10 protein-coding genes and 2 pseudogenes are annotated in these 23,905 nt (G+C 48.9%); 9 read left to right on the top strand and 3 right to left on the bottom strand.

From position 1 onward, the window contains the following. Positions 1-139 precede the first annotated feature (139 nt). The 7 genes from F453_RS0108210 to F453_RS14590 all read left to right on the top strand — a co-directional run bounded on the left by F453_RS0108210 (position 140) and on the right by F453_RS14590 (position 15,985). The gene (locus F453_RS0108210) at positions 140-1,597 is read left to right on the top strand and encodes a TrkH family potassium uptake protein (protein ID WP_009163224.1); all 1,458 of its coding nucleotides are present in this window, start codon (positions 140-142) and stop codon (positions 1,595-1,597) included. A 381-nt stretch (positions 1,598-1,978) separates the two neighbouring features. Then, a complete protein-coding gene (locus tag F453_RS0108205) occupies positions 1,979-2,941 on the top strand; it encodes a type I phosphomannose isomerase catalytic subunit (protein WP_018967588.1) in 963 nt (320 codons plus the stop codon). 670 nt (positions 2,942-3,611) lie between these two features. Beyond that, complete coding sequence (locus F453_RS0108200; RefSeq protein WP_025789965.1) at positions 3,612-4,337, top strand: porin family protein; 726 nt, start codon at positions 3,612-3,614, stop codon at positions 4,335-4,337. Between the two features lie 284 nt (positions 4,338-4,621). Beyond that, positions 4,622-5,827, top strand: coding sequence for a hypothetical protein (locus F453_RS0108190; protein WP_018967585.1), 1,206 nt, complete (start codon positions 4,622-4,624; stop codon positions 5,825-5,827). 56 nt (positions 5,828-5,883) lie between these two features. Next, positions 5,884-7,689 (top strand): DUF8202 domain-containing protein, encoded by a 1,806-nt coding sequence (locus F453_RS0108185; RefSeq protein WP_033404236.1) that lies wholly within the window; start codon positions 5,884-5,886, stop codon positions 7,687-7,689. A gap of 39 nt (positions 7,690-7,728) precedes the next feature. Next, entirely contained in the window at positions 7,729-10,437 is a 2,709-nt protein-coding gene (locus F453_RS16215; protein ID WP_081767928.1) for a SpvB/TcaC N-terminal domain-containing protein, read from the top strand. Further along, positions 10,373-15,985, top strand: a complete 5,613-nt coding sequence (locus tag F453_RS14590; protein WP_052328493.1) for a toxin TcdB middle/N-terminal domain-containing protein — start codon at positions 10,373-10,375, stop codon at positions 15,983-15,985. Before F453_RS16215 ends, F453_RS14590 begins: the two co-directional genes overlap by 65 nt. Positions 15,986-16,383: 398 nt before the next feature. On the opposite strand, the gene F453_RS0108175 is transcribed toward F453_RS14590, so the two are convergent. From F453_RS0108175 to F453_RS16535, 3 genes and pseudogenes are all read right to left on the bottom strand, one after another. Further along, positions 16,384-18,090, bottom strand: coding sequence for an ATP-dependent nuclease (locus tag F453_RS0108175; RefSeq protein WP_018967583.1), 1,707 nt, complete (start codon positions 18,088-18,090; stop codon positions 16,384-16,386). 2 nt (positions 18,091-18,092) lie between these two features. Beyond that, positions 18,093-20,636 (bottom strand): N-6 DNA methylase, encoded by a 2,544-nt coding sequence (locus tag F453_RS0108170; RefSeq protein ID WP_018967582.1) that lies wholly within the window; start codon positions 20,634-20,636, stop codon positions 18,093-18,095. A gap of 131 nt (positions 20,637-20,767) precedes the next feature. Further along, positions 20,768-21,719, bottom strand: a pseudogene (locus tag F453_RS16535) (IS30 family transposase). Between the two features lie 627 nt (positions 21,720-22,346). Here F453_RS16535 and F453_RS16210 point away from each other — a divergent pair. Beyond that, positions 22,347-22,574: pseudogene (locus F453_RS16210) on the top strand (hypothetical protein). A gap of 491 nt (positions 22,575-23,065) precedes the next feature. Beyond that, complete coding sequence (locus tag F453_RS0108155; RefSeq protein WP_033404227.1) at positions 23,066-23,548, top strand: hypothetical protein; 483 nt, start codon at positions 23,066-23,068, stop codon at positions 23,546-23,548. Positions 23,549-23,905: the final 357 nt, after the last annotated feature.

The following is a 23,905-nucleotide window of genomic DNA, read 5'->3' as shown; positions in this document are numbered from 1 at the left end:
GACCATCTTCCCAGCCGATTAAACACCCAAGCTTGCATGCTCGTCAACTTCTAAACTTGTTAACTCGTGAGCTTATGAACTAGCTTACTTTTGAAGTCGTAAACTCGTAAACATGTCAACTTGTGAACTTGTCAACTGAATGATTAACTATCGCACCATATATAAAGTCATCGGTTCGTTGCTTTTCATCGAGGCAGCGCTGATGTTGTCGTGCCTGGCGATGGCCATTTATTACGCCGAAGACGACATAATGGCCTTCCTCGTGTCTATCATCGCCACCTTATTCTTTGGTTTCGTGTTCCGTTTTATGGGTCGCAACTCCGACAACACTATGGGACGGCGCGATGCTTGCTTGGTGGTGAGCCTCTCGTGGGCCATTTTTAGTGCCATCGGCACCATGCCTTTCATGATAGGCGGCTACCTGCACAGCTTCACCGATGCCTATTTCGAAACCATGTCGGGTTTCACAACCACTGGCGCAACCATCATCGACGACGTTGAAGCCCTACCCCATGGCATCATATTTTGGCGTTCGCTCACACAGTGGATTGGCGGATTGGGTATCGTGTTCTTCACCATTGCCCTGCTGCCATCGCTCGTTGGTGGGTCGGTAAAAGTGTTCTCGGCCGAAGCCACAGGCCCTATCAAGAGCAAGTTGCACCCCAAACTAAGCACAAGCGCTAAGGCCATCTGGGCCGTTTACATAACGCTTTCGGTGGCTTGCACCCTTTGCTACAAGTTCTTGGGCATGGGATGGTTCGACAGTCTCAACTATTCCATGACCTCATTAGCCACAGGTGGTTTCTCTACCCACAATTCCAGCGTTGAGTTTTTCCACTCGCCAGCCATAGAATACGCTGTAACCTTCTTCTGTTTCATCTCGGGTGTGAACTTCACCCTACTCTATTTCACGGCCACAAAGTTAAAAATACGCCAGCTGTTCCGTAACTCCGAGTTCAAGCTCTACCTGTGGATGGTGCTGGTTTTCACAGCTTTCATCATGATAGAACTCATCATGCGCAACCAATACGAGTTGGAAAAAGCCTTCCGCGTAGCCATATTCCAAGTGGTTTCGTTCATTACCACCACGGGACTTTTCAGCGACGATGCCGCCCGTTGGCCACACGTAACATGGGTTATACTGGCCTTCTGCATGTTCATGGGCGCCTGTTCGGGTAGCACCAGTGGTGGTTTCAAGTGCATTCGTGGCGTGATGTTGCTCAAAGTGATACGCAACGAGTTCAAGCAATTGTTGCATCCCAACGCCATTTTGCCGTTAAAGATAGGTGGCGTTAACGTCTCCACACAAAAGCGCGTAACGCTATTGGCCTTCCTCACCGTAACGTTGGTGATGTGCCTGTTTTGCGCCTTCTCCATGATTGCTGCGGGAATAGACAACACCAATGCCATTACTATCACGCTAAGTGCATTAAGCAACGTTGGTCCAACGCTGGGAATAGAGATTGGACCAACCATGTCGTGGGCACAACTGCCTGGCTTTGCCAAGTGGCTTTGCTCTGTATTGATGCTCATGGGACGTTTGGAGATATTCACCGTATTGGTTATCTTCACCCCTGCATTCTGGAACGACAGATGATTTTTGATGAGTTAAGGAGTTATGAAGTTAAGGAGTTAAGCCAATACTCCTGTCGCTTATAGGCCAACATAATATAAAGAATGAAAATGGTTTATGGCAAATCCTAACAATATAAATTCTCATCTAACCCCAAAACTAAGGATAATGGCATGGACTTAACTCCATAACTCATCGACTTACAATACTCAATAACTCACAAACGCAAACATAAACTCACATAGGAACAAAGGGCAAACGATACAAAGGAGAAAGGAACAAAGGAGAAAATAACAAAGAAGAAAGAAACAAAGGTATTGACTTAACTCCATAACTCCTTAATTCCTTAACTCCATAATCCCATAACTCCTAAGACTCATAAACTAAAAAAACTCATAAACTCACATGCAACCATTAAAGTTTAAACCACTTTTAAAGCAAACCATTTGGGGCGGAAACAAGATCGTTCCCTTTAAGCATCTCGACTCAAACCTACAAAACGTGGGCGAAAGTTGGGAAATATCGGGTGTGCCAGGCGATGAAACCATCGTGGCAAATGGCGAATACGAAGGCAAAAACCTTAACGAAGTGTTGAAAGAACTGCAAGGAAAGTTGGTGGGCGAGAAGAACTATGCACGCTTCGGCAACGAGTTCCCACTGCTCATCAAGTTCATCGACGCCAACGACGACCTATCCATTCAGGTGCACCCCACCGACGAACTGGCACAGAAACGTGGCAAAAGTCGTGGCAAAACAGAGATGTGGTACTTGATGGAATCTGATCCCAAGGCTTATCTCAACTGCGGAATGAAAACCGCCATCACACCCCAACAATACAAAGAGATGGTGGCCAACAACACCATCTGCGATGCCATCAGCAACTATAACGTAAAGCGTGGCGATAGCTTCTTCATTCCCGCTGGTCGCATTCACAGCATCGGCAAGGGCTGCTTCATTCTCGAGATACAGCAAACATCCGACGTAACTTACCGCATCTACGACTTCAACCGCAAGGATAAGGATGGAAACACGCGCGAGCTGCATACCGAAGAGGCTGCCGAATGCATCAACTACATGGTGGAAGAAAACTATCGCACCAACTATGTGCCTGCAAAGAACGTGGGTGTGAACCTCGCCACCTGCCCATTCTTCACCACCAACCTCTACGATTTGGACCAACCGATGAACATCGACCTGTCGCAACTCGACAGTTTCGTTATTCTTATCTGCACAAACGGCAAGGGAACGATTACCGATAACGAGGGGAACACCGTGGGAATGCAAACAGGCGACTCGATACTTGTTCCTGCAACAACGCAGCATTTGAAGGTGGAAGGCACTATCGAGCTGATACAAACTTACGTTTAAGTTAGCATCTCGCACTTCAGTTTGTGAACTAGTCAACTGATAGAATTATCAAACAACAAAACGGTTGATAAGCCCTGGAATTGTGCTTTTTCAACTTTGGTTTTGTTACCGCTATGATGGAACCCTGTTACATGTTGTCTGGAACCTTGTTCCATGTCATCTGGAACAGGATTCCATCATAGCGGTAACAACAGTCCTGAACATTGTTAACTCGCCAATATTTTAAAACACGTGCTTTAATACCTTATCAAGCGTGTTTCAAAGGCTTAGGCATATACTTGTATTGAACCAACTACTACGCAGTAGCGTATGATCCCAAGCAGGTCTACCCGATAACAGAAAGGCGACAGGAACCGATATCGTGAAACGGGGAACACGAGGGAAAACATACTTATTAAATGATTATCCCAACAGACTTACACATCGTAACGGCCGCATTATCTTTGTGTTACGTGTGTGGTATTCATAATTTGGGCCGTAAGACGGCGATAAATGGATGGTTTAGCAAAGTTCTTCTACCTTTGGAGATTTGATAGAAATGAGAAAAAATATCATCCATTTATCAAAAAAACACCTATAACACTTTGCCGTTTATTTTACTTTCACTACTCTTGCACTCATGGGACAACATACCCCATAACCCTTAATTACTAAAACAACACGTGAAGACATGAAACACATTGTCGTTATCGCATTTTTGCTTTGCTGCTCCAGCCTACCCTTGGCTGCGCAAAGTTCCGACTTCCATGCAGGTCTAAGGCTTGGGGGAGGCATCAGTTCCAACTCAAACGTCGACCGCATACTGGTGAGCGAAGACCATTATTCCAACTATTCTTTCCGCAAGCGGGTGCTGTTTGTTCCGTGTGCCGAGCTGTTCTTCCTCTACAAACCGCAAGGAAATTTATGGGGCATCGAGGCAGGAATCGCCTATTACAACCGCACGGCACGCGTTCGATACGACGACAGGGACGAATTAAACTACACGCTTTCCACTCGGTATCACCATTTAGGAATAGCTGCCTACTTCAATCTTTATCCCTTCAAGGAGCGGAACACGCTGCACGTATCGCTTGGCGGACGCCTCGGGGCAAACCTATCACCTAAAAATCTAAGCTACGAGGGTAACCAAGAGGATGCGAAGTTTAAGAAATGGAAGTACCCGAGCGTGGAAGAGACGGAACGAGTGATGCAAAGCAAGCTTAGGGGACGTCCCGATGCAGCGCTTGGCGGTGGCGTGGGCTACGACCTTCTCTCTGGCTTCTGTATCGATCTACGCTTCCATTACAGTCTTGCCAGCACCATCAAGACCGAGACCAACGTCTTTAATTGGGTGGAATGTTCCAACCACAACTGGCAAGCAGAACTCTCTGTCGCGTATGTGATAGACATCAAGTGATGCACGAACTGAACCACTACATCACAAAAGGCAACCATGACAGTTTTATTTTTTTGCAAATGATCAAACATCTACTTGACCAACGGGAACAGACCAACCACTACGCGGTAGCTAGCGAAAGCAACGTTTTCGTCAAGCGGATGCCAATGCTCTAACAGATAAACGAACTTATAAACTCGTCAACTCGTTAACTTGCGAACAGGAAAAGAACATAAGTAACAATACATCTGTCTGCTTCGCGCGCGCGTACGCGTACCTTATTATATATAACCACCCTTCCTAATATGTACATGAACAACCCTAACCCCAATAACCGACGCAACATACGCCGCATTGCCGTTCTCTTGGCCATTGTCCTTGCCCTGCTGTTGTGCCTACGACTATGCAAACGCGAGACCACAGAAGACCCTACGCCCCCACCAACCCATCAGCAAACACTCTCACCAAAAGCCACTACGCAGCACAACAATAAGGACACGTGTGCCATAGCACAAGGCAAGGCTGGGCGACATGCAAAGCTAGGCGGAAGAAGAAAAGTGGGGAAGGTGCAACACCTAGACAAACCTGCGACACGTAAACCTAGAAAGAAAAATGTAACGGCAGACGAAAAAATCACCGCGGACGTGGAACCAACGACGCGCGAACAAACCGAACGTCCTACGGAACAGCAACCCAAACGACTGGACGAGTCACAACCCGAACCTTCATCAGAGCAAAAAACGGAGCCTCAAGACGAACTCCCAACTATTGAAAACGGGCCTGTCGTGAAGGAACGGAAAAACAAGTCTAAACGCGAGCCAATGAAACGGATCTCTGTTCGGTACAAGGGACATACCCAATCGCGCATCGGCATCAGGGCTGGTGCAGGCTACGCCAGTATCGGAAACCTTGGAGCGATGATTGAAGACGTAAACATCCGTCCACGCTACACGCTAGAAGAGCATGGTTCGGTCGTCCCTACGATAGGCCTCTTTGTGCTGTTGCGGCGCGATCGATTAGGTATCGAACTGGCAGCAGACTATACCTGGCTGGCCTCAACCCTGAAAGAGCATAAGCTAGCAGGCAACATCCACGAGGAAACGAACTTCCGTTACCATGTCCTCATCCCACAGGTGGCTGCACGTCTTTATCTCCTTGCCGACTTTTATATGGGTGCGGGTGTCGGGCTTGACCTACCCTTCAACCCCAATGGCATCGACTTCACGAGCGACCGACCAGCAATGTTCGCCTCGGCCGACGAACTAACGCAAGCGCACCTAAGGGAAACGCTGCGGGCAAAGTTACAGGTCATGCCCTTAGTAAAAGTGGGCTATTCGTCGTTTAAGAACGGTATCGAAGCCTATCTACAATACGGCTACGGACTGACCGACCTCATCAAGACCAACGATAATCCCTACGGCTACCATACGGCAAGGAACAACAGTCACCTGTTTTTGCTGACTGTGGGCTACACCATACCCATAAAGCCTGACCTGGAAAATCCCCGCTAATGTTCAATACCTATTTCATATATCGCCCTTCACTGCTTTTAACCAACCAAATAATCATGAAACAGACCATATACAGTATTGCGACAACAGTCGTATCCCTATCGTTTGTCCTGACATTCACTTCGCTTGGGGCGCAAGCACAGGTGCAAAACCAAGCATCGCAACATGCCCCAGGTGGCGTCACAGGCTATCTCAGGTGGGGTCTTGGAAACGATGCCACACCCGTATCGCTCAACTGCGGAAAGGGCATGACCTTCGTTGGTGTGGGTAAGGTGCGACAAGGTAGCGAGCAGCTGCTATGGAATGTGGGCACACAGGGTGGCAAAACACAGCTGGTGCAGACCACCGCCCGCACGGCCGATCTCACCCGTGACACTTTCATGAATTATATGGGGCGCGACACATTGCCACCCCTGCGCCTCTATGCCTACGTCACCTCGTCGGCAAACGGTATCCGTGGCACGCTCGCTGTGGGCGGTAAAACCAAAGAACGGTTGCCTGTGGGGATTCTGAAAGAAGGAATGGCAGAATACGCAGTGTACCCGCGCGCCCTCTCAGTTACGGAGCGCATGCGCGTGGAAAGTGCCATGGCCCTGCGCCATGGCGTCACATTGGGGCACTCATACTTCAATTCCAAAGGTGCAGTCATACGCAACTACTATCGGCTCAAGGGCTATAACCACCGCGTGGCGGGCATTATCGGCGACAGTACGTCGCGTCTACGCCAAACAATGGGTGAAAGTAGCGAGGGTGAAGCCGTAATCCGACTGTCTACAAGGACAATTGACGAGGGTGCAAGCTACCTCTGGGGAGATGATGCCAAGAGGCTCGCCTTCGCTGCAGACAGGGGAAACGGGAAATGGATGCAACGTCGATGGGCAGCCACGGCCACAGGAGCATCCGTAACGGGCATCACCCTGAAATTCGACACACGCAGCATACGCCAAATGGAACCGCTTGCCGAGGGCGAGAGCTATTATCTAGCCGTTGACAGAAGCGGAACGGGTAAGTTCCCCGCAGGGCAGGTTCGTTACTACAAGGCACAGATGGGACAGGGCGACAGTCTGACGTTCGCGGGCATAAACACCGACGTGGGCAAAAGTATCTTCACGCTGCGTGCCGCAGGCGACTTCTTCTCCACCATCAATATGGAACGGCCTCAATGCTCAACGGGAGCGAAGGGTGCACTGCGCGTACAACTTACGGGTGGCACGCCTCCATACCGCATAACGACCACCCTCGATGGCAAGTCGGCCTATACACAAACAACAGCAGACAGCGTCATAACCATACCATCGCTAGCCCAAGGCAAGTACGCCCTTACGATTCGCGACAACAGTGGCAAATGCCTCACCAACGAGATAACGGTTTGCAATGCTGACCTGCCTGATGTGCCTGAACTAGAGGATGTACACTTCGCACAAGGTGCGGAACGCGACTACCAGTTGGAGACGAAAGGTAACTACGCCTGCCGCTGGAAAAGCCCTGCTGGCAGATACCTGAACGGTCAGCGCGTAACGCTCGACGAGGATGGAGAATATACTGTTGAACTGACCAATGGCGACGGCTGCTCAACCTTACGCACACTGAACGTGACGACTACCACGAGCGATGGATTCGCACGCTATGAGGTATCACCCAACCCCACACGCGACGGTAACGTAAACGTACGTGTGGAACTGACAGAGGATGCCCCGCTCATATTGCGCCTTCACGCACCCGATGGTGCGCTGCTACAAATGGAGGAACACGACGCCGACAACTATCACACCACACGCCTGTATCTGCCAGTAGCTGGCACGTATGTGCTGGAAATGCGCAGCCGTGAGGCAAGGCGGAGCGTCAAAATAATAAGGAGATAACCTATAACCCACATACGGAACGACAAACCTGAAACGCACATGAAAAGACTTACACATATCACGCTGACAACCGTCATTATGCTACTGTCACTCGCATCCTGCGACGATGGCAGACGCACTTCACCTGCCATCGACGTACTAGGCGAAGAAACACCACACGCGACGAAACCCATAAGACAAGATACAAATAAAGACACGGTGACATCGACGCCCCAAAAAGGAACGGATGGAACAGTCGTAACACATACGATACAAGGTGCGGAAGCTAGCAAAGCCTTGTCGCGTCTGCGCAATTTCCGCCATCGCACAGTGAGCAAGTTATTTGCTCGTGACGTGGCCGACTCACTAAGCGTGGGTCGTGCCGAACTTCGAGTTCCGCGCGGAAGCATGGAACGTTCCAAGATGCTGAGCGTAACGCCACTAGATAAAGGTGAACTACCCCAGCTACCGGCAGGTATGGTGAACGTGACAGGCGATAGAAATACGAGCGTTTCTGTTTCGTTGAAAGATGGCGTAGCGGGCTATCGTCTCCTACCCCATGGCGAACACTTCGTACACGAACCTGCAACCATCACCGTTCCCTACGACAGCACGCTCATCCCAGAGGGTTACACGGCAGACGACATACACACCTATTACTACGACGAGCTGAAAGGCAGGTGGACAATGTTACGCCACAAAGCCCTAGATAAGGACAGGGAGGTGGTGATGGCTGAAACATCACACTTCACCGACGTAATCAACGGCATCATCAAAGTACCCGAGAGTCCCGAAACGCAGAACTATGTGCCCACAGGTATAAGCGAACTGAAAGCCGCCGATCCCGCAGCGGGCATAACCACGGTAAGTGCATCCACACCTAACCAAAACGGAACGGCATCGCTGGGTTACACCTTTGAACTACCTAAAGGGCGTGCTGGTATGCAACCTAGCGTGGGTCTACAATATAGTAGCGATGGTGGGTCATCGTATGTGGGCTACGGGTGGAGCCTACCCGTGCAGAGCGTGGACATCGAGACGCGCTGGGGCGTACCACGTTTCGACCCCAACAACGAGAGCGAGAGTTACTTGCTGATGGGCGCAAAGCTGGGCGACCGCACCTATCGCACAGCCGAACCGCCTGCACGAAAACCAAACAAGCGTTTCCACCCGCTGGTTGAGGGCGGTTTCGCGCGCATCATCCGCAGGGGCGATTCGCCCACGAACTATACGTGGGAAGTCACTGCCAAAGACGGCACCACATCTTATTTCGGCGGTATTGAGGGTAAGATAGTAGACAACGCCGTCATCAAAGACGGTGACGGCAACATCGTGCGATGGGCACTTTACCGAACGGTGGACACCCACGGCAACTTTGTTTCGTACACCTACGAGCATCGTGATAGTACCCTTTATCCCAAAGCCTACCGCTATACGGGACACGGCGACGAAGAGGGAGCATACGCCGTGAACTTCAAATATATTTCGGGGACGCGTAAGGATGCTGTGAAAAGTGGACGCCTGCGCATATTGCAAACCGACGACGCCTTGCTCGAACGCGTGGAGGTGAGTTTCAACGGTGAGCCCATACGCGGCTATGCGTTGCACCATCGCGAAGGACCGTTCGCCAAAACGCTGCTCGATAGCATCGTTCAGCTCGACGCCAAGGGTGCAAGGGTAGCCGCACAAGGCTTCGACTACTACGACGACGTCAAGGACGGGATGTTCTCTGTCAAGGAAGAAACATGGAAGAGCGAAAGCGAGGAAGGCAGCTTCTCCCATTTTAAAAAACGCTTCAACGGGGTAAGCGACGAACTTTCCATCCTCGGCGGGGCAAGCTCATCGGGCGGAAGTGGAGGCGGAGGATTCGGTATCGCCATCGGCCCCGTGTCCGTTGGAACATCGTACGAACTGAGCAAGAACAAGAGCTATGGGGAAGTGGCCTTCACCGACATCGACGGCGACGGGTTGCCCGACAAGGTGTTCAGGAACGCCGCTGGTGTGTGGTACAGACCGAACCTGTTCGGTAAGGACGGAAAGGGCGGATTCGGCGAACCCGTACCCCTCAGTGGCATAGGGAACTTCTCCGAGAGTTCCAGCACCACGCACAACTTCAGCGTGGACGTCGGGTTCGGTTTCGGACCTGTTAGCGTGGGCGGTTCCTATTGCCACACCATCCAGGACGACAAGATGAAGGTGTATATGCAGGACTTCAACGGCGATGGGCTGTTGGACATTGCCAACCGTGGCACAGTCTATTTTAACCGCATGGGTGCAGACGGGAAACCTTACTTCGAGCCGACGAGCGCAGGAACGGCCAACCCAATACGCACTTCCGACACACAATCCGTGGACAGCACGTTCATCCCCGATTACGGAAAAGTGAGGGCGGAACTGGAAAGAAAGTACCCTTTGCATGACATCGTGAGGGTGTGGCGGGCCCCGCTTACTGGGACGGTCTCTATAACGGGGAAAGTGGAAAAGCAGGCGTCGCAAGGTGACGGCGTAAGGATGAGCGTGCAAGCCGGGAACGCCGTGCTGTGGAAAGACTCCATCATGGGGGGGAGGTGTGCGCAGCCATACCCTGAGCTGCAAGGTGGTGGCTGGGCAACACGTCTACTTCCGCCTGCAGTCGCGCTATTCGGGTACGGCCGACAGTGTGAGGTGGAACCCCACGGTAAGATATACCGCCGTCAACTCGGGCATGGACAGCTATGCGGACGAGGACCTAACGGAATACTGTGCCTCGCGCGACCACATCGGTGGTGAAGCAGCCATGGCGCATTTGGCAGAGACGGGCAAGGTAACCGTACGAGCACCTTACCACAAGGGAAGGACGTCCGACGACGTGCGACTGGTAGTGGAGAAGGTCGTCTACAAGGACAAAGACAAGACGGTGACCCCGCTGTACGAACTGACACTAAAGGCCGACACAGCGACCGATGGCGTCGTGGAGTTCGAATGCGACGCCGTGGCGTCGGAAGGAGCCATGCTGCGGTTCTCCATGGAGACAACCAGCCCCATAGACTGGCGCAAGGTTTCCTGGAAACCAGCCTGCCACTATGCCGGCAGGGACAAGGACACGGTACTGGTGTCGCCAGCACGAAAGATGTTTGCCAAACTAGTGTCTCCTGCTACCGCGTGGAAAATCAAGCGTGATGTTCTCTGCCATGACTCTATAAAGGCTGGCATGGTCCTCAAACTCGTTCCCAAGTTCAATGCATACGCGAAAGAAAAATCCGACAGTGGTAAGGTTTTCCTTACAATCAAAGACACTTCGGGAAACCTGTTCCTACGAAAATCCTATCCCTTCTACCAGTATCTAGACATTAAGAAAGATACAATCATCATTAGGGACACCGCCTTCGTTGCACAACTGGCTGAAAGAGATCTCTACGTGACGTTCTCCTCCAATCATGAGATCTCAAATGTGATATCGGCAAGTATGGAAGCTATCCGCGGGAAATTTTCCAACGAATTCAAGGCGTCGGTGTTCTGCTGTTACGATTACGCCGATCTCGGCACACTTTACAGGGGATGGGGTCAGTTCGCCTACAATGGCAACGGAAAATGGGGTACGCACCCTATCGATGCCTCGGCCCTGAAGGTGGACAAGGACGAGTTCGGCAAACCCTCGGAGGACGACGACCCCGACCCCAAGAAACTGTACGGGAAAGTGACGCCTGTCAGCGGACGCCGCTTCTTCTCCCTAGGATACGACGTGAGGCGTGACCTCTACGTCAGCGTCACCGAAGGCGCATACGTGGGTCCTACTGTCCAATCTAGTTCTCGCATCGGCATGCAGGAGATAACGGTGGATAGCATTCCCTACGCAGCGGGCGGTACATCATTGCCCGCACCCGTACTGGAGACGTCGGCCGAGGGCGACGTGTTCTCGGCCAGTGGTAAGTTCACCAAAAATATACTGTCGGCCGGCATATCAGGAAGCAGGTCGGAACAAACCTCACGCACCACGCTGTCGTGCATGGACATTAACGGGGACGGCTATCCCGACTGGGTGCGTGAACGCAAAGAAGGGATGGACGTGCAGCTCACCACGCAAACTGGCGCACTGGGCGGAGGTCTATCAAGCCCTAATGTTGTCGTGCCAAAGTTCGGCGCGAAGTCGGGAACGGTAGGAATCGACGTCGGAGCGAAGCTCAAGGACGGGGACGCCGGCAACGGAAAGGCCGAATCGCCAACAATGGCGGAGCAGTGGAGCTTCAGCCGCAAGAGCCTCATCGCCGCGGTGCGCGCCAACGAGACCTCCTCGGGATCGGTGAGTGCAAGCGGAAACTACACGGGCGGGGAGACCGAAACCCTACGCGACTGGGCCGACCTCAACGGTGACGGGCTGCCCGACATGCTCGTGGGGAGCAACGTCTTCTACAACCTAGGCTATTCTTTCTCTACCGCCAAGGCAAGCGGATGCAACAATATAGGCACTTCACGCTCCACCACATGGGGCGCGGGAGGCGGCATAAGCATCCCCATCGCGGGAAAGGTAAACATCAGCTTCGGCTTCAATGGAACGCGCACCACTTCGGAAGGGACGAGTGCCATGAACGACATCAACGGTGACGGACTGCCCGACATCGTGAGGCAGGAGAATGACGGCAATCTTAGCGTGGCCTACAACACGGGCGTTATATTTCTTCCCAATGTACCGCTCGTACCAAACACTGAGCTCTCGAAAAGCGTCTCATCCTCGGTCTCCGCTTTCGCCAACGTGGGTGTGGCCATCTCCGCAGTGTTAGTAACCCTACTGCCACGAGGTATCGCCTCCAAGTCTGACGGCGTAAGCCGCAACGTCAACGCCTTGATGGACGTGGATGGTGATGGGCTACCCGACATCGTCAGCGCGGATGGGACAAATGTACTTAAGGTCCGTCGCAACCTCACTGGCCGCACCAACCTACTGCGCAGCGTCACCCTGCCTTTCGGCGGACACGTCCGCGTAGAGTACCGACAGACGCTACCCAGCTTCGCCATGCCCGGCCGTCGCTGGGTGATGTCGGCCGTGGAAACCTCGGGCGGATATGCCGAGAATGGGGCGACACGCATGCGCAACGAGTTCGCCTACGAGGGCGGCTACCGCGACAGGCGCGAGCGAGACTTCTTCGGGTTCGCCAAGGTCGTTACCCGACAGCTGGACACACAGAACGGCAATGCCACCTACCTTACGCAGGTGTCCGAGTACGGACACAACCGCGACCTGTACATGCACGACCTCGTCACCGCCGAAACGCTGTACGACGCGCAGGGCAACAAACTGCAAGGCACCCTCAACACCTACGAGACGGTACGGCAGCGCGACGACAGCACGAGCGTGTTCCCGGCACTCGTCTCCGTCAGGCAGACCGTTTACGACAACGCAGGGCAGGGCAGCATGAGCACCACCGTGCACAACACCTACGACGCCTACGGCAACCTGGCATCCTACGAGGAGACGGCCACCGACTACGAGTTGCGCGCGGACATCGCCTACCACGAACTGCGCGAAAGCCACATCGTGGCACTGCCGCGGCACATTGCCGTGAAGGACAAGGCGGGCAAGGTGTACCGCGAACGTTCGACGGAAGTGGACGGCAAGGGCGACATCACCCGCATCACCATGCACAACGGGCAGCTGCCCTCGGTGTACGACATGGCGTACGACGCCTACGGCAACCTGGCCGCGCTCACCAAGCCCGCCAACCACAAGGGTCAGCGCATGCGCTACGAATACGCCTACGACGGCGTGTTGCACCAGCTTGTTACGGGCGTGAAGGACGCCTACGGCTACGCCTCGTCCACCGACTACGACTGCCGTTGGGGTGCACCGCTGGAAACGCGCGACATCAACGGCAACCGCATGCGCTATGCCTATGACGACGTGGGGCGGCCCGTTACAATCGTCGGCCCAAAGGAACTGGCCGCAGGCAAGCCCTACACCGTACGTTTCGAGTACCACCCCGCAGGCCGTTGGGCGCGCACGCTGCACTACGCCCCCGAGGGAGACGTGGAGACGCGCACCTTCGCCGACAGCCTGATGCGCGCCGTACAGACCAAGCGCACGGGCGTGGTTTGGAAAGGCGGGGCGGCCCACAAGGTGTCGATAGTGAGCGGCCGCACCGTACAGGACGCCTTCGGGCGGACCCTCCGGGCGTACTGGCCCACCGAGGAAGGCTTCGGCAGCATGGGCCTATATAATAAAGGAGTGGGCGACCTACAAGCCGTCACCGAATACGATGCCTACGACCACCCCACCAAGGTTACGCTGCCCGACGGGGCTACCACGACGACGGCCTACGCCATCGTGGACCACGACGGCGAACCGATGCTCGAAACGCGCGTCACCGATGCGCTGGGCAGGCACGCCGAAAGCTACACCGACGAGAAGGGGCGCAACCGCGAGACGGTGCAGCACGCAGCAAGCGGCGACGTGCGGGTGAAGTACGGCTACGATGCCCTGGGGCAAGTGCTCACCGTGCATCACCCCAACGGCAAGACAACCACCTACCAATACGACCTGCTGGGGCATAAGCTGCGCGTGAACCATCCCGACGCGGGCGAAGTGTCCTGCACCTACGACGCCGCAGGCAACCTCCTCACCAAGCTCACGGCGGAACTGAAGAAGACCATCTCCGACAAGGCCTCCATCACCTACACCTACGACTACGAACGGCTAAGCGAGGTGCTCTATCCCAAGAACCTCTTCAACCGCGTCACCTACACCTACGGCAAGCCCGGCGCCAAGTACAACCGCGCGGGCAGGCTCGTGCTGGTGGAGGACGCCTCGGGAGGCGAGGCCTACTACTACGGCAACCAGGGCGAGGTGGTGAAGACGGTGCGCTCGGTGATGGTGAGTCAGGCCGACGTGCGCACCTACGTCCACGCTGCAACATACGACAGCCACAACCGCGTGCGCACCATCACCTATCCCGACGGGGAAGTGGTTACCTACGGCTACGACGCCGCGGGTCAGGTAACGAGCATCAGTTCTACCAAGCAGGGCAAGGAAGAGACTATCGTGGCGCAGGTGGGCTACGACAAGGACGGCCACACCATATACACGCGCATGGGCAACGGCACGGAAAGCACGTACGCCTACGACCGCCAACGCGAACGGTTGCAGGGCATGCTGCTCACGGCCAACGGAGACAGTATCATGCAAACGCAATATAAATACGACCCCGTAGACAATATTCTGGGCATTTCCAACGTTATTACGCCAAAGGCGCCGAAGAAACCGAAAGGGATCGGAGGGTTTGGCCGTACGGATGGTATGGACGGCTCCGATGCCGGCAAGGAAAAGAAGGAGAAACCGCTGGGCGGTGCGTTCAGCTATGCCTACGCCTACGACGAGCTTAACCGACTGGTGAAGGCCAGTGGTAAGGCCAAGGGCATAGGCTACGCCATGGACATGAGCTTCGGGCTGTTGGGCGAACCGCTCACCAAGGTGCAGCGCACCGACTCGGGTTCGGTTGCGGGCAGCTACGCGCTGTCCTACGAGTACGGCGACGCCGACCATCCCACCGCGCCCTCGCAGATTGGGCACGAACGTTACGCCTACGACGCCAACGGCAACCCCACGCTCGTTGAGGACGACAGCCTGAACACGGAGCGGCGCATGGCGTGGGACGAGGAGAACCGACTCATGGCCCTGTCGGACAACGGCAAGACCAGCCGCTACACCTACAACGCGGCGGGCGAGCGCATCGTGAAGAACCACGGCTACCTTGAGGGCGTGTACGTCAACGGCGCACCGCAAGGCCTCACATTCCACGAGACGGAGGACTACACCATCTACCCAGCTCCCATACTCAGCGTCACGCGCCAGCGTTTCACCAAGCACTATTTCATCGGCGACAGGCGCATAGCCTCCAAAATCGGTGCGGGCATATTCCAAAACGCCTACGGGCGCGGCGCGAACGTCGTCACGGCCGGGCAGAAAGACTACCAGATGCGTATTATGCAGATAGAAAGACAACGCGAGGACTACTACCGCAAGCTGGGCACGCCACCGGGAGTGCCCACGATGAAGGGTGCGACGGCCGAACCCGAGAACACGCACGAGGGCTACAACTCCATCACCGAGGAGCTGGGCGACCACTGCGTGCCCGACGGTTGGATTCAACGACCCAATCGCAACGCCGTGCGTGTGCGCTTCATTCCTGAGACCCGTTTCCAAGGCGGTGGCACACGAGCCACCGACGGCGGTTGCCGTACCATGCGCGGCCTGACGGACGTGGACATTGAGTGGGAGAAATGGAAAGGCAAGGTCGAAGCCGATTCCGGCTCGTCATCGGGCGGTGGAGAGAATCCACTCCCGTAATCAAGTATTTTTTACTCTCTAATTTTATTGGCGCAAGGCTTATTGGGAAACAGGACTTGCGCCTTTGATTGTTTTTATGATTAAAGTGATTAAGAAGATAGTGATATTCCCATATATTTCATCACTTTGCATGCTATTTGAGAATTATACGAAACTATATAATCCAACATCTATAGTAGAAAGAAACAGCAAAACAAAATTACAGCAATAACAAGAAAAGATGTCGCAGTCCATTACGCTTAATAGCCCATATATTGCTTAGAGCAAGATAAATTCTCATAACAACGAATATCTTGCTTACAGAAATTATATATAAAGGAAATATGACTGAACAGTATCTGTGGAACAACTTTTGCACTCATCTGCTTTGTTCACTTGTTTATAAAGACGCATTTTTATCAAAATTCAATCAAGCCCTGATTCTCTGCATCCTTTATACTTTGAATATGATTAAACAGTGTATTGAACTTTTCGTAAAACTTTGGTTTTATCATTCCTTTTTCACACTCTTTTTCTAGAATAGATTTCAGTCCATCCTTGTTTTTTATCGTATCAAGAGAACTAAATGAGAGTATATATTTACGGAAAAGAGTACATGTAAAATAGTCTTCCACATTAAAATTATCTGCATTTTTCTTTCCTTTCCAAACAGGATAGAATGAAAACCACACACCACTGCATTTGCGTGCTTTACCAAACTTCTTCAAATCCCATTCAGTTGCACCTTTAGCAGGGTTCTTTATAATCTTATGCATACTTCCTCGACCAGCTCTATCTCCATCAAGAAAACCGATAACCGTTTGTCCTTCTTTAGGTTTGAAAATAGAAGCAAAATCCTTCATGTGTGAAGCACCACCACAAGGAATATATTCAAACGATAAATCTGTATATTTACCTTGCTCATGGAAATGAGATAGCGCAGCTTTAATGAATGTTATATCCGTAGATCCTTCGACTAGTAATACGTCATCATGCGAAGCAAGGAATATATTTTGTCGTTGTGCAGTCCATATACCATCTGTAAGTCTATTTATCAAATCAACATTCTTCTTGTCAATAATATCAACTCTTCCATCGCTCTTTCGATCAAGCATAATGATACAATCAGGATTAAACTTTGCTGTAAGTGTCGGTGAATGTGAAGTAATCAAATTGCTGCGATGGTTCATACTATTGAACATCTCATTCAGCTCCGCTTTACGTGAAATGTGAATATGGCTGTCTGGCTCGTCCATTAGTACGAGGGTGCGCTCATCTGAAAGGGATTCGAGGATGAAGAGTACGACCATCATCTTCTTCTCGCCTTCACTCAAATAGCCAGCTTCAATACTGCCATTGTAGGTGATAGTAAGATTTCTAATAAGGTCACCAGCACCCATATATTTATGAAATAAATCGCGAGGTTCATCATCAAAAGGATTAAAAAATGATATGTCTGTAGATTGGTCACTTCCTATTTCTTCCTGACGATTAGCAACCGTCTGCACAAGTAGTTTCACTTGATTATCTCCCCATGTTTTGAAACGGTCTCGGTCGATAAGCATCTCTATTGTCACTGGATCTTCTGGCTTAATACCGATTTTGTTTGTAAGGAAGTCATCGAAAGCTGTATTTGTCTTTCTTGCACTTATCATACTCAGCAACACATATCGCCACATTGTACGATCAATATATACCATCTTCAGAATGTCATAAACCGTGTTTCGTTTGATACCTTCTATATATGTATTGTAAGGTTTCTTGTAGTAGTTTTCCCAAATGCGAGTATCTTCCCCACTATAGTTGCATATGACACGATTGGGGGATGCCATCTCTGATTCATTAACTACCATATTGTTCTTCTTATACTCTATTTGCCCAGTAGCAATATCATGGGATATGCGGTAATAATCATCGTCAAGTTTGTATAGAAGCACAAAACTGAATTCGAAAGTTTCCTTAAAAAGAAGAGAATAGAATACACTACTGAGGGCTTCAAGTATATTTGTCTTCCCTGTACCATTGTTTCCAATCAAGACATAAGTGTCGTTCTTTTCACTTAATGATAACTTTAGTCCCTCTAAATTGCGAAATTCCGATTTAATTTTTAATGATATGAATTTCATAGTCAGTTAAATATAAATTGATTAAACAAGACCTCACTACTTTTCAGTTGACTTTCAAGTTTTTGCTGCTTCTCTCTGATGTTTACAATATCAGCCATCAGCTTATGTTGTTCATTCAACGAAGGAAGAGCAATCTTTGTAGCCTCAAACACCTTCTGTGAGAGTCGCCTACGCCCAGTTGTTCCGCTACTTGAACTTCTGAACTGATTTAGAATCTGCTCATTGCGCAATACCATCTCTAAGTATTCTGGCATGACACGTTGAGTGTCAATATCGTAGACCATAAAGTCTGGTGTTACAATAGCACCATCCAATTCTTTATCGACCAAACCAAAGGCAGCACTCTTTCCGTCAATCTTTGATATGACAAACTCACCAGCATGAACCTGCGTTTGACGTTTAGTACCTATATTGGCTCCTTGCTCAACATCTCTGATCATGATACCTTTGTTGAAGAGTCTTACAGTCAATCGAGTATAATTCTTGTCTGGTTTTACTTCAATGATATTGGAACTAAGAACCATAATTTCACCCAATTTTACTGTTTTGTACAGCGGATTAAACTTTACTTTTTCCGTTTCAAAAAGGTGTCGTATGCTCCAGTTGGAGAGTTCAGAACGATGCACTATCTTTGTATATTGCATATTCTCCCCTGGTTGCCCTTCTATCCAAGAGCGAATCTCAGTAGCAGCTACAGGTAACTCTTTATTGTCAGAAGGGAGTCCTGTTGAAGAAATTCCTGCATCTTTTACACGGGTTACACTTAATAAATAGTCAGTATCTGGTAACTCATCCTCACGATATTTACGTATGAAGAGCAAACTTGGCTTAATGTTAGCTCCAGAAGAGAGGAATACATCTGCAGGAATGGAGGTAATATTTAATATGCGTGCTTTTTTTTCTATAAAATTTCTTACTTTATCCAATGCCCGATTGTCAAAAACACCTTCTGGTAACACGATGCCTGCAACTGCACTAGGCTTCAGTAGATTGATACAACGCTCAATAAACAAAATCTCGGTGCTAGTATTCGTAATTTGGTAAAGTTCTTTCAGTTTTTTACCACGAGTACCATCTTTATATATAGTGGAGGCATAAACTTTCATTTGCTCATATACTTTTTCTGTATATTCTCTTCCAAACATACTTTCAAATAGTAATTTTTCCTTTTCCGTTGGTACATCGGAATTGGTGACACGCATAGTCTTCTCTATATGAGCACCAAAAGGAGGATTTATAAGAATGGCATCAAATCTATTTTCAAAAACCCCACCAACATTCAACAAACCATCATGTAGATAAACCCCCACATGACCATCACCATGCATCACCATATTCATCTTCGCCGTACGTGCCATTCGTGCATTGGCATCTACACCATAAAAATAGTCATGGCAAAGGCGATAGTAACGACTCCCTTTCTGGTTTCTATCACATTCGCTAAGCAGTTGGGCAATTTGCTTTTGCTTCTGGCTTTCGGACATAATCTTATTTTCCACCACTTGATTCACCTTATTGTGAATATCTTTGTCAATTGCTGCCTGAACATGTTCAAAAGCCTTAATGAGAAATCCACCGCTGCCACAGCAAGGGTCACATACCCTCATTCCTTCTTTGATATCCAATATATCAACCATATAATCTACGATGGTACGAGGAGTGAAGAACTGTCCTAGTTCTCCACGGAAAGTCTTTCCGAGGAAAAGTTCAAAAACTATACCTTTGATATCGTCAGAGGTGTCATAAAGTTCAACTGTTCCCAATTCTTCTAATATCAGCAGAAAACTTTCTCTACGGATACGTATTCTGTCTTCTTCATCAAAAAGGCCATCAGCACTATAATTATGCTTCACTTTTGCAAAGAGATGCTGAATATAATCTTCTTTGGGATGTTCAGTAAGAAATACTTTCTCGTCCTTTAAGAATTTCTCCTTACTATATATCAACTCGTCCTTGGCATCGCGCTCATAGAGTATTTTAAGGAACAACACCTTGCTAATCTCGTCGAAAGCAGCCTCTGGTGAGAATTTGTCAATATTTCTAATGATATTGTGACAACGGCTTAAAGACTTCAAAAAAACATCTTTTGAGTATGCTCGCATCTTATTAACAAATAACTCAAGCGAGTTATCTGTTATGATATCTTCAGAATGAGGAAAATCACTGATGTGTTCTATCTTGAATGGACGCGCATTCTTGTCAATGTAAAATACCTTTGTTTCTTTTAGATTGTGAGCCACATAGAAAGTCATATTGTTCAGTGCAGCCTGTTTAAACTGGCCAAAATAGTCTTCTGCTTCAATCCTTATATGCTCTGTCCGACAGGCTACCAATACATATATGTTAGGAGTTCTTCCTTGAATTTTCTCCTCTTCGCTTCGCCAAATTGCAATATCAGCAACAGAATGACTAAATATGGATACATTCTTTGTCACCTGATTTTTGCTATAGCCATACGAATCCAAAAGTCGCTGATAGAAATTCTCTACTAGCTGACTCTTGCTAATTGTTAGAATACTTTTACCTGTCTTACGCTGATTGTCCATTCTTTATCGAGCTGTATTTATGATGGCATAATTATGGCAATTTAATCGCAAGTTAGAAAATAATAACGACCAAGCCAAATTTTCGACAAGATTTATTGTGCCTTTTGTTTTATTGTAGATTACGCGTAGAGTCAACCAGCAAGTGCAAAATTATTATATTCTTTTGTAGAACTCGCATTTTGGTGTTTGAAAATTTAGTTTTTGTCTTGGCCTTCTGTTTATTTTCTTCTGTATCATTGCAATTCTTTTGTCTGTGAAATCATCGAAGTTGGCTTGCTTTGGTATATACTGCCTAATGAGCTTGTTTGTATTTTCAACCGCTCCTTTCTGCCATGAGGCATAAGGGTCAGCAAAGTACACGATGACTCCCAAGCACTTGGTGATCAGCTTATGCGCCGCAAACTCAGGTCCATTATCCGTGGTAATGGTCTTGATGTGTTTCTTGTAGGGGAGTAGCAACCTGCAAACCTCGTTGCCTAATGGTTCGGACTTCTTGCCATACCACAGTTTTGTCATAAAGAGCATGTTTGTGAAACGCTCCACGACAGTGAGGATAGCATGGCTATAACGGTTACAATCAAGTCCATCTCGAAGTCCCCGAAGCGTTTTCCATTTGCATGTTCGGGACGTAGATGAATGCTAGTCCTCTCTGCAATGGGAAAAGCCTTGTGCTTTGGCCTGTGCCTATATTTGAGCTTGTGGAGCGTATGGCTGGCTAATTCCCCAGTCATATCGGCATGTATGATGTAGTAAATGCTCTGATGCGACACGCTGATACCCGCCTTCCTCAATGCCCCTGATATTTGTCGTGGAGACCATTGTTCCTCAATGATGATTTGTTTGATTCTCCCCATCAGTTCGGGGCAAGCGTCGCATTGCCCGTGGAACGCTTTCGACGCTCCATAGCCTTGTCATGCGCCTTGAACCAAATATACTTACCCGCTGGACTGCTGTTGCGCCTTAACTCACGAAAAAGCGTGGATTGACTGATGCCCACAATGCACGCTATCTCTTTTCTTTAGGCTTTTCTTTGGAGTAAGGCAAAATTTGCAACCTTTGCTCCGAGATTAGTTGTTTATACATATGCAATACAAAGATAATTAATCTCTGGGAGTCCTCAAAGGGGACTCCCTTTTTTGTATTGCTGGTACCGCTCTCTGGGGCTACGCGCCCCGGTCGCAAGGCAAACCCGCGGTGTTTTTCATTTTATTCCATTGAAAAACAAACGCAGTTTTTGCACTTCGATTTGGAAAGTACAGAATAAGCTCTCCAAGAATAAATAATTAAACTTTTAAGAAGAATCGACGCGCCAAAGTAGTTTACCCACATAACACCAACGACACTCCACGCTCGTGGAAGATGTGTAAAAAATAAGCTGATAGTTTACCATCACAAAAGTCATGCTAAAATCCAATGAAACAGCAAGGGCCCTGCCATTAAGTCAGCACATCGAGAGTGGAACAAATTTACCCGCCTTTGCATAAAGTCGTAGTATTCTCTATCCCATTTCTAGAAATATCATCAATACGCGAGTTCGGGATAAAAACACAATCGTTATGCCTTCTGTTGCGTATCACTAGTTTGCGAGAAAGTCATTTCTTTACCTGTCGAATCTTGTTCAGAGGGCATGGTTTCTTATCCCAAACTCGCCAATCAACCCTTCCGTCGTTTGCATTTTCATCGTTTTGGGAATGCGCTTTCTAAGCCCTGATTATGCATTATTACATTAACCGCCATGTTACATGTATTTTGGATGGCTGTTCCATGTTATCTGGAATGCCGTTCCAGTTGAATTGGAACCCTGTTCCAACTTAGCTGGAACAGGAGTCCAACTTAGCTGTAACAAAGCGAGAGCTGAAAAAGCTCACTACAAGAGCTTATTGGGTGGGGAATGAAAGGTGGCGCTTGGAGGGCGGAAAACTGAGTTGTTGTTGGTGACAGACTGTGGAACGAGCCACCTAGATAGTGCCAAGCTACCATCAAACGTTACGTGAATTCAGGAGAAGATACGATGCTTTTTTGAGCAAGATTAGATAAAAAACAAATAGCTATCTCGCCAACTAGCGCTACGCGATAGTTGACATAGCGAACATTTTTTATCCCGAACTCGCCTATCATTAATATGGTAGCCCCGACAAGACGTCAATATCAGAACTAATGAAAGCAAGTTAAGATTTCCAAAACAATTAAAGACCTTCTAAGCCACATTGTGCACGCCCATTAACATCTTTGTTCTTGGTATTTTATAGTATGAAACCTACACTTTGTAAAAAACAAACAAAAAGTTTGGAGCGATTACGAAGAAAGATTAACTTTGCAACTGAACGACAGCTGTCAACCCAAAGTGCCTTTGGAGAAACGCAGATAACCTTACAAGGAAAACTATTCCTGAGAATGAACAAAAAGGAACATTAAAAAGGAACCCGACAATGAAAATTAACATTGCATTAATCATCTTATTCTCACAAATCCACTTCATGGGGGTTAGTGCGCAAAAGGTAACATATATTCACTTTATACATGGTCCACTTATGGGGAATAAAGAGAATGATTATGTCGCAATTGAAATGAGTTCAAAAAGTAAAGATACTATATTCTATGAAGCAGGGAAGAAACATAAACGAAAGCCACAAAACCAGTATTCTAGATACTTCTACACACTGGAAAAGGATACCATTATAAGTTATTCTCGTTCATCTTATAATGTCTCTGTTAAAGATGAGAAAGGAGAGGTCAAATATGGTAGGCTGCCATTGGATTATATGCTACATGTCGAGTTTGCAGATGGAACAAATCGAAATTTTTTGATATGTCCATTATACCCCATTGACAATAAAAACTTGCATGGTCGTGACTTATACTGGAATAATCTGCGCATGTTGTTAAAAACATGCTTCCCAAAAACTGAATAGAATCCATTAGGCATAATCATAAGGGAAAATCGTATGATGCTCCAGACCCATGTACGACAAAACGAAAAAAGAAAAGATGATGAAGTTCTCATACATAATTATAACATTGTTTGTTGTGGTTGGTTGCAAAACAAAGGTAAGAAATGAATGTATTGCTAAGGATCCTATTGCCGCAACATATTATAGGGGACACTACGAATCTCTTGATACGGTGTCTTTTGTAGATATGAAACAAATGCTTGATAGAAAATGCCAAATGAAACGATTAGCTTAGATTCCACTTTGTTCCGTAACTTTAAAAGCTTTATAAAAAAGTTTCTAGGGACAGGCTATCGGCTGATGATGCACGCTTTTATC

Source organism: Hoylesella loescheii DSM 19665 = JCM 12249 = ATCC 15930 (assembly GCF_000378085.1).
Taxonomy (GTDB): Bacteria; Bacteroidota; Bacteroidia; order Bacteroidales; family Bacteroidaceae; genus Prevotella; species Prevotella loescheii.
The sequence above is the reverse complement of the archived record's forward strand: the minus strand, read 5'-3'. Positions and strand labels throughout refer to the sequence as shown.

Bases quoted from the DNA above. Each gene is read 5' to 3' on its own strand.
- F453_RS0108210 (WP_009163224.1), top strand. From the start codon at position 140: ATGATTAACTATCGCACCATATATAAAGTCATCGGTTCGTTGCTTTTC.
- F453_RS0108205 (WP_018967588.1), top strand. From the start codon at position 1,979: ATGCAACCATTAAAGTTTAAACCACTTTTAAAGCAAACCATTTGGGGC.
- F453_RS0108200 (WP_025789965.1), top strand. From the start codon at position 3,612: ATGAAACACATTGTCGTTATCGCATTTTTGCTTTGCTGCTCCAGCCTA.
- F453_RS0108190 (WP_018967585.1), top strand. From the start codon at position 4,622: ATGTACATGAACAACCCTAACCCCAATAACCGACGCAACATACGCCGC.
- F453_RS0108185 (WP_033404236.1), top strand. From the start codon at position 5,884: ATGAAACAGACCATATACAGTATTGCGACAACAGTCGTATCCCTATCG.
- F453_RS16215 (WP_081767928.1), top strand. From the start codon at position 7,729: ATGAAAAGACTTACACATATCACGCTGACAACCGTCATTATGCTACTG.
- F453_RS14590 (WP_052328493.1), top strand. From the start codon at position 10,373: ATGGACAGCTATGCGGACGAGGACCTAACGGAATACTGTGCCTCGCGC.
- F453_RS0108175 (WP_018967583.1), bottom strand. From the start codon at position 18,090: ATGAAATTCATATCATTAAAAATTAAATCGGAATTTCGCAATTTAGAG.
- F453_RS0108170 (WP_018967582.1), bottom strand. From the start codon at position 20,636: ATGGACAATCAGCGTAAGACAGGTAAAAGTATTCTAACAATTAGCAAG.
- F453_RS0108155 (WP_033404227.1), top strand. From the start codon at position 23,066: ATGAAAATTAACATTGCATTAATCATCTTATTCTCACAAATCCACTTC.